General features: G+C 62.4%; 12 protein-coding genes. 4 read left to right on the top strand and 8 right to left on the bottom strand.

Features of this window, described 5'->3' with window-relative positions:
• On the top strand, positions 1 to 1,019 hold a 1,019-nt coding region (locus tag BEN49_RS06465), incomplete at its 5' end, for a ribonuclease E/G (RefSeq protein WP_070742240.1).
• Positions 1,020 to 1,164: 145 nt separating this feature from the next.
• On the opposite strand, the gene BEN49_RS06460 is transcribed toward BEN49_RS06465, so the two are convergent.
• Entirely contained in the window at positions 1,165 to 1,860 is a 696-nt protein-coding gene (locus tag BEN49_RS06460) for a porin family protein (RefSeq protein ID WP_070742239.1), read from the bottom strand.
• Between the two features lie 77 nt (positions 1,861 to 1,937).
• Here BEN49_RS06460 and BEN49_RS06455 point away from each other — a divergent pair, with 77 nt between their 5' ends.
• Positions 1,938 to 2,966: a gliding motility protein GldB-related protein gene (locus tag BEN49_RS06455; protein WP_498366026.1), complete on the top strand. Its 1,029-nt coding sequence runs from the start codon at positions 1,938 to 1,940 to the stop codon at positions 2,964 to 2,966.
• Positions 2,967 to 3,055: 89 nt separating this feature from the next.
• Positions 3,056 to 4,258, top strand: coding sequence for a glycosyltransferase family 4 protein (locus BEN49_RS06450; protein ID WP_070742238.1), 1,203 nt, complete (start codon positions 3,056 to 3,058; stop codon positions 4,256 to 4,258).
• A 39-nt stretch (positions 4,259 to 4,297) separates the two neighbouring features.
• On the opposite strand, the gene nth is transcribed toward BEN49_RS06450, so the two are convergent.
• From nth to BEN49_RS06430, 4 genes are all read right to left on the bottom strand, one after another.
• Positions 4,298 to 5,011, bottom strand: coding sequence for an endonuclease III (nth, locus tag BEN49_RS06445; RefSeq protein ID WP_070742237.1), 714 nt, complete (start codon positions 5,009 to 5,011; stop codon positions 4,298 to 4,300).
• 96 nt (positions 5,012 to 5,107) lie between these two features.
• Positions 5,108 to 5,338: a hypothetical protein gene (locus BEN49_RS06440; RefSeq protein WP_239691840.1), complete on the bottom strand. Its 231-nt coding sequence runs from the start codon at positions 5,336 to 5,338 to the stop codon at positions 5,108 to 5,110.
• Positions 5,277 to 5,912: an RNA polymerase sigma factor gene (locus BEN49_RS06435; RefSeq protein WP_070742235.1), complete on the bottom strand. Its 636-nt coding sequence runs from the start codon at positions 5,910 to 5,912 to the stop codon at positions 5,277 to 5,279. The genes BEN49_RS06440 and BEN49_RS06435 overlap by 62 nt, the downstream gene beginning before the upstream one ends.
• 237 nt (positions 5,913 to 6,149) lie before the next feature.
• Positions 6,150 to 6,542: a hypothetical protein gene (locus BEN49_RS06430; protein WP_070742234.1), complete on the bottom strand. Its 393-nt coding sequence runs from the start codon at positions 6,540 to 6,542 to the stop codon at positions 6,150 to 6,152.
• A gap of 131 nt (positions 6,543 to 6,673) precedes the next feature.
• Here BEN49_RS06430 and BEN49_RS06425 point away from each other — a divergent pair, with 131 nt between their 5' ends.
• Positions 6,674 to 7,981, top strand: a complete 1,308-nt coding sequence (locus tag BEN49_RS06425; RefSeq protein WP_083325828.1) for an MFS transporter — start codon at positions 6,674 to 6,676, stop codon at positions 7,979 to 7,981.
• A 15-nt stretch (positions 7,982 to 7,996) separates the two neighbouring features.
• Here the strand turns inward: BEN49_RS06425 and BEN49_RS06420 are convergent, their stop codons facing one another.
• The 3 genes from BEN49_RS06420 to BEN49_RS27650 all read right to left on the bottom strand — a co-directional run.
• Positions 7,997 to 9,022, bottom strand: coding sequence for a ComEA family DNA-binding protein (locus tag BEN49_RS06420; RefSeq protein WP_070742233.1), 1,026 nt, complete (start codon positions 9,020 to 9,022; stop codon positions 7,997 to 7,999).
• Between the two features lie 313 nt (positions 9,023 to 9,335).
• On the bottom strand, positions 9,336 to 9,617 hold the full coding sequence (locus BEN49_RS06415) for an alpha/beta hydrolase (RefSeq protein ID WP_070742232.1): 282 nt from the start codon (positions 9,615 to 9,617) through the stop codon (positions 9,336 to 9,338).
• Positions 9,618 to 9,711: 94 nt separating this feature from the next.
• The coding region (locus BEN49_RS27650; protein WP_158022768.1) for a hypothetical protein at positions 9,712 to 9,911 on the bottom strand (200 nt) is incomplete at its 5' end.

Below are 9,911 nucleotides of genomic sequence, written 5' to 3'. Positions count from 1 at the left end.
ACGTGGCCGAGCTGGATAAGGACATGCAGGACATGGTGGGCAAGTGGGAGCAATTGTATACCACGCTGCGCACCGCAAAGCCCAACGATAAAGTACTGGGCGAGCTGGGGCGTACGTCCTCCATGCTGCGCGACATGCTCAACGAGTCGTTCGACAGTATTTTGGTCGATGCTCCGGCCATGTACGAGGAGATGCGCGACTACTTGCAGAAGATTGCGCCCGACAAGCTCGGGCTGCTGAAGCTGCACAACACCAAGGTCAAAATCTTCGAACACATCGGTATTGAGAAGCAGTTGAAAACGCTGTTTGGCAAAACCGTGACCGTACCCGGCGGCGGCTACCTCGTCATCGAGCACACCGAGGCCCTGCACGTTATCGATGTGAACTCGGGCAGCAAAAGCAACCAGGAGAACGATCAGGAAGCCACGGCTTTAATGATTAATCTGCTGGCAGCGAAAGAGGTAGCGCGGCAGTTGCGCCTGCGCGACATGGGGGGCATCATTGTGGTGGATTTCATCGACATGCGCGCCGCTGAGAGCCGTAAGAAGGTGGAAGACGCCGTGCGTGACGTGATGAAGGCCGACAAGGCCAAATTCACGGTATTGCCCCTGACCAAGTTTGGACTGCTGCAAATCACGCGGCAGCGCGTGCGGCCGGCCGAAACCATCGTAACCGGCGAAGTGTGCCCCACCTGCGGCGGCACGGGCCGTATTTCCGCTTCCATCCAGGTAACGGACGACATCGACAACAGCATCGACGACTTGCTGGTGGCCCAAAATCAATCGGGCCTCACGTTGTCTGTTCACCCCTTCCTGTACGCCTACTATACTAAGGGCCTGGTTTCGCGCCAGATGAAGTGGTATCTGAAGTACTACAAATGGGTGAAACTAGTGAACGACAGTAGCTTGGGTCTCACCGATTACCGAATTGAAGATGAGCGCGGTGAAGAAATTCAGCTTCGCTCGATGGCCGCGGCCATGAGCAAGGTGCAAGATCGGGAAATTGAATTCACCGACTAGGACCGCAGATTAAGCAGATTTAACGGATTTCGCAGATTCGTTTGTCAACCAAAAGCCCCGAACTGCGCTTGCAGTCGGGGCTTTTTGCTGTGCGCTTTATGAGTTAAAACTCAGCAAAATCACGGTTGGTCAGCCTAATCAGTGGTTAGAATTTCATTCCTAGGTCCAGCGCAAACACGTTGTTTTTGATGGTTACGTCGCTGAAGCCTCGGGTTTTTTCAAAATAGTGGTCGAGATTAATCAGGCCGCGGTGGTAGCTGAGGCCAGCCAATAGCTTGGTGCTGCGGCCGAGTTGGTATTCTACTCCAGCCCCTAGTAAAGCGTTGGCGTCGAGGGCAAAGACGTGTTCCGACGCCTTAGTTTCGTTGTTGTTGTCGTAGGGATCCTTGTAAAATTTTTCGCCGTTGATGCGGGTAGCGATGGGAGCCGCTAGCGAGCCGCCAAGCTGAAAATAGAGCCGCGTGGCGGGGGCTAACTCGTTGGTGAAGAGCTTGAGCGTGAGGGGTAGCTCAATGTATTGGGTAGCAATCTTCTGGTTGACCCGGTTACCGCTAGGCCGCGGAGGAACACGCGGATCTTGCTCAAAATATGAAATAGTACCGCCCTTGCCTGTCAGTGCCAGGCCAGTGCCAAATGCGTAGTTTTCGCCGAAGAAGTAATCCACGATTAGGGCCCCACCGAAGCTAACCTTGCTGCTTTCATTGGCAAAATCAGTGGACGAAGGCGATTCGGCCCGCAGGAACGCGACGGAAGGTGATATTTTGACGCCGATTTCAACCTGGGCCGAGGCCGCTGTGGCACTGGCTAGGACGACGGATAAAGCGAGGAAGGATGTCTTCATAGTAGGGGGGCGCGAAAGAATGGGAGCGGCGTGCGGCCGGCCGGGTTATGGCTAAATTTACCCGAAAGTAGAAACGCGTGGATAAGAAAAGAATTACTAAACGAGGGCCTTGGTCCGTTTTGCTGGCCGCGGGGCTAGCGCTGGTGGGCTGTGGCCGGAGCCAACCGGCTGGCTGCCGGCCCGATGCCGCCGCCGACGCCCCCATGCCCGCCGTGCAAGTGCAACGGCTGGAAGCTGCATTTTTTAAGATTCAGGGCCCCGGCGGAGCAGTGGCGTTTATGAACGCGCACCCGGCGTTTGCCCGCTTTTACTTGCAGCGGCGTACAGCTACCGATACCACCGGGGCCTTTGCTCTGGCCCGCCTGGCCACCGAGCCGCACCTACGCGAGTTGGCGCAACAAACGGCCGCGGCATTCCCGGATACCGCTGCCTTAGGCCGCGACCTGGGGGCCCTATTTGGGCGGGTGAAGTATTACTTTCCTGGGTTCCAGGTCCCGCGGGCGGCTACGTTTGTGAGTGGGTTTGAAGGCAAGGATATTTTCGTGAACGACAGTTTGCTGGTGCTGAGCCTCGACTGGTTTGCAGGGCCCCAGGCCAAGTTCCGGCCGGTGGAAATGCCCAAATATATCCTGCGCAACTACACGCCTGCTAGCTTGATGCCTTCGCTAGCGCTGCGGGTAGCAACCAAGTACAACCGCCACGAGCTAACGGCAAACACTATGCTCGACGCGATGGTGAGCGGTGGCAAGGCCTTGTACTTTGCCGGCCGTGTGCTGCCCTGTGCGCCCGATTCGCTGCTGTTGGGCTTTACCAGGAAGGAAGTAGTGGGCGTGACTACTAACGAGGGGAAGATATGGGCCCATTTTCTGGAGCAAAACCTGTTGTACAATACTACGCCTTTCACCATCCAGAAGTACGTGGGCGAGCGGCCCAATGTGCCCGAGATTGACGCTACCTGCCCCGGCCGGGTGGGCCAGTGGGTGGGCCTGCAAATTGTGCGCAAGTACATGAACGAGCACCCTGACGTTACTCTGGCTCAGCTTATGGCCGAGCGCAACGCCCAGAAACTGCTCAACGACTCGCACTACCGGCCCAAGCGGCAATGAGCAAGCGGGCGAACGAGTGAATGAACGCTAGATACACGACTCATTGCTCGTTCGCCCCTTCATACATTCGCTCATTCACAAATGTCCCCGTGCACATTGCGGTCTTCAGCCAGTACCATACCAACCCCGACTGCCCGGCCACCAGCCGGCACTACGCGCTATTAGCGCACATTGCCCAGACGCACCGGGTAACGTTGCTGACCACGCCCGCCTGGCGTGGGCAGCGGCTGACGCAGGAGTTTCCGTGGGTGCCGGCTGGGGTGGAAATCCGCGAAGCCAATATCCCCTACGATAACAAGATGGGCCCCGCGCGCCGGGCCCTATCGTTTGCCCAATACGCGGCGTGGGCCGTGCGGGCAGGGCTGCGCATGGAGAAGCCCGACGTTATTTGGGGCATCAGCACGCCGCTGACGGCGGCTTGGGCGGCGGCGCAGGTGGCGCGCTGGCGGCGGGTGCCGTGGGTGTTTGAGGTGCAGGATTTGTGGCCAGCGTTTCCGGTGGCCATGGGGGCGGTGCCCACGGCCTTGGCCCGGCAGCAGCTGTTTGCGCTGGAGAAACGCTTGTACCACAGCGCCCAGCACATCCTGCCCCTCTCGCCTGATATGACGCGCTACGTGACGGACCTGGGCGTGGCCGCCGAAAAAGTAACCACTGTACTCAACGGCACCGACCTCGACCTAGCCGCCCGGGCCACGCCGGCAGCTATAGCGGCACTGCGGCGGGCCCAAGGCTTGGATGGTAAGAAAGTAGTCCTCTACGCCGGCACTTTCGGCCGGGCCAACGACATCTTAACACTGGTAGCCGCGGCGGAAGCGCTGGTTGCGGCCGACCCCGACGCGGTATGGCTGTTCCTAGGCCACGGTTACTACGAGCCGCTGGTGGCGGCGACGGCGGCGCGCTGGCCCGGGCGCATCCGGCTGGTGGGCGGGCAGCCGCGCCACGCGGTGTTCACTTGGTTTGGGCTGGCTAACGTAGCGGTGGCGTCTTTCCTGAACCTGCCGGTGCTAGATGCCAACTCGCCAGCCAAGCTCTACGACGCGCTGGCGGTGGGTACGCCGGTGGTCGTCACCAACCAGGGCTGGACCAAAAAGCTGGTTGAAACCCACAGCTGCGGCTGGTGTATCCCGGCCGGCGACGCCCCGCAACTGGCGGACCGCTTGCGCGAGCTGCTGGCCCAACCCGCGCAGCTACAAGCAGCCGGCCAGCGGGGTAGGGCCCTGGCCGTTAAAGAATTCGACCGGCAACAGCTGGCCGCGGTAGTACAGCGGGTGTTGGAAAACGCGGGGGCCTAACGGCTGACTGCTGGGGCCCCCAGGTGCGGCTTTGCGGGCTTACTTGGCGTTGGGTTTGGTCTTTACTACGCTGGGTTTTGCCGCTTTCAGCGGGACGAGGCCCCTCAAGGATGCTACTTCCTTTTCAAAGTATAAGCAGCTGGGTGCCAGTGGGCAAATGCCGCACTTGGGGCTGCGGGCTACGCAGGTGTAGCGGCCGTGCAAAATCAGCCAGTGGTGGGCCTTGGGGATGAGGGGCTGGGGGATGTGGCGGACCAGGCCTTTTTCGACGGCGAGGGGCGTGGTGGCGGTCTTGGGCACCAGGCCCAGGCGGTGCGAAACCCGAAATACGTGCGTATCGACGGCCATGGCGGGCTGGTTGTAGATGACGGACACCACCACGTTGGCCGTTTTGCGGCCCACGCCGGGCAGGCGCTGCAGCTCATCGAGTTGGCTGGGTACTTCGCCGCCAAAGTCGGCCATCAGCATCCGGCCCAGCCCGGCGAGGTGCTTGGCCTTGTTGTTGGGGTACGAAACGCTGCGGATAAAGGGGAAAACCTCGTCGGCTGTGGCGGCGCTGAGGGCGGCGGGGGTAGGGAAGGCGGCCAGCAACGCCGGCATTACCAGGTTCACGCGCTTGTCGGTGCACTGGGCGCTCAGCACCACGGCTACAATTAGCTCGTAGGGGTTGCGGTAGAGCAGTTCAGTTTCGGGGGCCGGGAAGTGAACGGTAAAGTAATCGAGGAAGAAGCGAAACCGCTCGGGACGGGTCATAAACGGAGAATTGGGGCGGCCGGTAAGCAAAAAACCATCCCAGGCGCTGCGGTGGGCAGCGCTTAGGATGGCAAAGGTCGGTCGAAATTCCGGGGCTTAGCTGCCGGTCGGAAACGTGCGCGAATATTCTAAAATGCGGGCCGATACCGCCGGGCGGGGCTCGCAGCGCAGGCCTTCGAGGGTGCGCTGGGCCAGCAGCAGGTCGGCGCAGGCGGTGGCCAGCTCGGGGTCGTGCTGGAGGGCTTCTTCTACTTCGGGCAAGGCACTAACTGGCAATTCGTTGTACACGTAGCGCAGTAGGGTCGTATAGGGTAAGGTTTGAATCATAGTAAGGTGGGTTTACGGCCATTTTCTTCCGTAGGTTTATCAGGGCGTAGCGCATCCGGCCAAGGGCCGTATTAATGCTCACCCCGGTGGCGTCGGCAATCTCCTGGAAGCTCAAATCGCCGTAATGGCGCATGAGCAGCACTTCCTTCTGGGCCGGCGGCAGCTCCTGGATGAGCTCGCGCAGGCGGCTGTGGGTTTCTTCGCGGGCCAGGGCATCGTCGGCCCCTTCTTCCGAATGGGCAAGCGAATTGGCCAGGGGCCCGTCGCCGTCGAGGCTGAGGTGGGGCACGCGCTTGCCGCGGCGAAAGGCGTCGATGGCCAGGTTGTGCGCAATGCGGCACAGCCAGGGTCCGAACTTGCCTTCGTCGTTGTAGCGGCCACTTTTTAGCACGTGGATGGCTTTGATGAATGCGTCTTGGAGGAGGTCTTCGGCCACATCTTCGTCGCGGACGATGAGCAGGATGGTCGTAAAAGTCCGGCTTCGGTGCCGCTCAAGCAGCAGCGCGAAGGCGGACTCCTGGCCAGCCAGGTAAAGCGTAACGAGCGCGGAATCGCTCAGCTGCATGGATTCCATAAAGGACTACGGATAAGGAGAACGTAGAGCTTGAACCGATAGTATGCAGCTTTAGAGATTAAGGGAAATAAAACGGAAGATACCGGTTGCAAACAGAACGTTGCAAGCGGTTGCCAAATTTAGTGGCGTGATTAGGTCTTTCGCAAGGCCGCTGAAGCAAAAATGACAAAATATTTTTAATAAATGGCGCAACCTTCCCAAAAACTTCACGTCGGAGCCCGATGTGTGCCTGGGACCCTATTCCGCGGCTTGGGCTAGCCAGAAGTGGGCGGCGGCCTCGTCGGTGAAGGTGGCAATGCGGCAATCAGCATCGGCGGCCGAAACCACGGCTGTAACGGCTTGCTGCGCCCGCAGCGGCGACACCAAAAAGGCCAGTCGCACCGGGGCCCCGTAGCGCTCCCGCAGCTCCGGCGCAAAAGTGGTGCCGAACCACGTATTCACGGCGGGCTCCGTTACGTCTTCGCGGCGGCGCAAGTCGAGCAGCCAGCGGCTGCACCCGGCCGCGTCGGCGGCCGCAAGCACGGCCTGGTAGCCGGTTTGTAACTCGTAGGGCGTGACTTCGCGCTGCCAGCGGGCGATGAGGGCCGGCAGGTCGGGGCGGTACACGAGGTCGAGGCCGTAATTGGACATAGCGAAGGTGGAGGCGTAGCGCAAGATAAGTAGTGGTAGCGCGTACGGCAAGCGTCACCGTGGGCCCGGCGCGGGGTAGGCTACCTTTACCCGGCGGGGCCGCGCACGATACATTGGCCCGGCGTTTTTGTATGGACCCTGCTTCGCCTGCTGCCCCCGCGGCCCCCCACGACCCCTACGCGGCCCTGCGCCTGCCCGACTTCCGCCGCTACGTCACGGCGCGCGCCCTGTTCTCCATCGCCACCCAGATTCAGGGCGTCGTCGTGGCCTGGCAGATTTTCAAGCTCACCAACGACCCGCTCGCCCTGGGCCTCATCGGGTTGGCCGAGGCCATTCCCAGCATCACGGTGTCGCTCTACGCCGGGCACGTGGCCGACTCGGTGCGGCGCAAGCGCATTGTGGTGCCGGCCGTGCTGGTGCTGGTGCTGTGCGCCTTCACGCTGTGGTGGCTGGCCCACCCCCTGCAAGAGGCGCTGCTGGAACGCGGCCGCCTCAACCTTAGGGCCCTGCACGCCACCGTGGTGTGGCCGCTGTACCTGGTTATTTTCGTGAGTGGCATTGCGCGCGGGTTTCTCAGCCCGGCGCTGTTTGCCTTCATGCCGCAGCTGCTGCCCGACCGCACCCACTTGCCCAACGCCATCACCTGGAGCTCCACTACCTGGCAGGCGTCGGCGGTGTTGGGGCCGGCCGTTGGGGGGCTGCTCATCACGTACCTGGGCATCGAGTTTGCCTACGGCGTCGATTCGGTGATGGAAGTGCTGGCGCTGCTGTTTTTCGTCAGCATTGCCAGCCGCGAGCTGCCGCCCATCGAGGGTGAGCGCCTGGGCCTAGCCGAAAGCATTACCAGTGGTATCAAGTTCATTTTCAGCAATCAGTTGGTATTGGCGGCTTTGTCGCTCGATATGTTTGCGGTGCTGTTTGGGGGCGCGGTGGCGCTGCTGCCCTTTTTCGCGGCCAACGTGCTGCACAGCCCCGGCTCGTTTGGCAGCCTGCGCGCCGCCCCCGCCGTGGGCTCGGTGCTGATGGCCATTTTCCTCACCTTCTCGCCCCTCAAAAAAGGCGCGGGCCGCAAAATGCTGTGGGCCGTGGCGGGCTTCGGGGCGGCCACGGTGGCCTTCGCGCTGTCGCGTAACATCTACCTCTCGTTTTTTCTGCTCTTCCTCACCGGTGTATTCGATGCCGTGTCCGTCATCGTGCGCTCCACCTTGGTGCACACCTACACGCCCGAGTACATGAAAGGCCGCGTATCGGCCGTAAACAGCATTTTTATCGGTAGCAGCAACGAAATCGGTAGCTTCGAGAGTGGCGCCGCCGCCAAGGCCATGGGTACCGTCCCCAGCGTAGTTTTTGGCGGCCTCATGACGATGGGCATCGTGGCCTTCACCGCTTGGCGCGCCGACCAGCTGCGCAAGCTGGAAATGGGCGCGGGCAGTAAGTAGCCGCCCGCCGGGGCCCTAATCGCAGCGCACGTAGGGCCGCAGCTTGGCCCAGTCGTCGGGCTTCAGGGTCGGGATTTGCTGTAAATCTTCGGGCTTGCGGTAGGGGCCGTGCTGTTTGCGGTAGGCCACGATGAGGCGGGCCAGTGGCTTGCGGATGTAGGGGTGCAGGTACAGCTCGTCGAACGATGCGGTGTTGACGTTCACCAACTGCGGTGCGAAGCCCGGCCGCACGAATGTGTACTTGCGCAGGCTATCCACCAAATCGGGGGCGTCGCGCAGCACGAATATTTCGCCCAACTGGTCGGCCCGCAGGTAGCCGCCGAGCTGATTGCGGTACTGCACCACCCACTTGGCCCGGCCCGCGCCAATGCCGCGGATTTGCATGAGCTGCGTGGTGTCGGCCGCGTTCAGGTCGAAGGGCTGGAGGTGCTTGGGCTTGCTGGGGAATTTGCTGGGGAATTTGCTGTCGGCGAAAGGCGGGAACTTGCTCGGGGCCCCAGTGGCGGCGTAGGCCGGCCGCTCGCCGCGGCCCGGCAGCGCCTCGGGCAACTGCATGAAAGGCGCCAGCCGCTGGTACACCGAATCTTCCAGCCCATACATCTTCTTGATTTGCGCCTTGGCGCGGAAGCCGCCCGCCGCGTCGCGGTACTTCACAATGCGCCCGGCCACAAAGTGCGGCACGCCGCGGGCCTCCCAGCCCTCGGCCGTGAGGGCGTTGGGGTCGAAGGGCCCCAGAGGCACTTGGGCCACTGCTGGGTAGCGCGCGGCTCGCTCGAATGAACGCGGGGCGTAGGTGCGGCTCGGGGCGCGGTTGGCGGCCAAGTTCGCCGCCAGCTGGTCGAGCTGCTGCTGGTCGGCGGCGGGCAGGTACTGGGGCTGGGCGGGGTGCCAGAGCAGCGGCAGCAGCAGGGCCCCGGCCAGCACGGCCAGCAGCCCCACCATGCCCCGGGCTTCGGCGCGCGAGTAGCCCATGTAGCGCCGCGCCCAGCGCAGGGGCCCCGCATTGGCCCAGGAGCGCCGGGGGCGCGGCGAAGGTTTCATAGCAAATGGGTTGAGTCCCCACCGAAATGGGTGCAGAAAGGAAAACGAGAAGTGCTCGGCGCTGCTTTAGCGTTAAGCACCCACAATGTTACCGGATTGGCTGGGGCCCAATGTGCCCGCTCAACCGCCGGTGAGGGAAGCGGGGTTTCGGACGCAAGCCCCGTAGGCACGGCCCGCAGCGCCACGCGGCGCAGTAGCCCACTGGCTCGTATCAACCAGTACACTGTGCTGCAATACTACGGCCGGCCGCCGGGGCCCTAGCCGCGGGTCCGGGCGGAGGCGGTAGCCTTGCGCGGGGCCGCGCGCTTCACAGTTACGGGTAGTGGGGCCCCGGGCAGCTTGGTTTGGAGCGCCACCACTCGTGGATGTTTTTCAGGGCTTCGAGTGAAAACGTGGGCTGCTGGGCCCCGTCCACCACGGGCCACTCCTCCAGCTCGGGCTGAAACAGGTGGTTCACGCCTTCGAGGCGCGTGGCCGTGGCCTGGCGGTGGGCGCGGTGCAACGCTTTTAGCATGGGCGACATGTTCTGGCGGGCCGATACCTGCAGGTCCTCCGTGCCGTTTAGCAGCAGCACTGGGCATTGCACCTGGGCCAAGCGAACCTGGGGGTCAAAGTCGAAGAAGTAGCGCGACCAGGGCGAGGTGAGCTGCGCCGCCCGGGCCCGGCCATTGTGGCATCGATGCCCGTGTTCACGCCGGCGAGCAGGGCCGTGACCTTGGTGCGGGCCACCGTGTTGTCGGGCGTTTGGCGGATGAGGTACACCGTGCGCTCGAAGGCGTCCTGCGCGGCCTGTTCACGCCGGCGAGCAGGGCCGTGACCTTGGTGCGGGCCACCGTGTTGTCGGGCGTTTGGCGGATGAGGTACACCGTGCGCTCGAAGGCGTCCTGCG

It is taken from the genome of Hymenobacter coccineus (assembly GCF_001816125.1).
GTDB classification, from domain to species: domain Bacteria; phylum Bacteroidota; class Bacteroidia; order Cytophagales; family Hymenobacteraceae; genus Hymenobacter; species Hymenobacter coccineus.
Note: the sequence above shows the minus strand (reverse complement) of the source record. Positions and strands in the feature narration are given on the sequence as shown.

Bases quoted from the DNA above. Each gene is read 5' to 3' on its own strand.
- BEN49_RS06460 (WP_070742239.1), bottom strand. From the start codon at position 1,860: ATGAAGACATCCTTCCTCGCTTTATCCGTCGTCCTAGCCAGTGCCACA.
- nth (WP_070742237.1), bottom strand. From the start codon at position 5,011: ATGACCCGTCCCGAGCGGTTTCGCTTCTTCCTCGATTACTTTACCGTT.
- BEN49_RS06440 (WP_239691840.1), bottom strand. From the start codon at position 5,338: ATGATTCAAACCTTACCCTATACGACCCTACTGCGCTACGTGTACAAC.
- BEN49_RS06435 (WP_070742235.1), bottom strand. From the start codon at position 5,912: ATGGAATCCATGCAGCTGAGCGATTCCGCGCTCGTTACGCTTTACCTG.
- BEN49_RS06430 (WP_070742234.1), bottom strand. From the start codon at position 6,542: ATGTCCAATTACGGCCTCGACCTCGTGTACCGCCCCGACCTGCCGGCC.
- BEN49_RS06425 (WP_083325828.1), top strand. From the start codon at position 6,674: ATGGACCCTGCTTCGCCTGCTGCCCCCGCGGCCCCCCACGACCCCTAC.
- BEN49_RS06420 (WP_070742233.1), bottom strand. From the start codon at position 9,022: ATGAAACCTTCGCCGCGCCCCCGGCGCTCCTGGGCCAATGCGGGGCCC.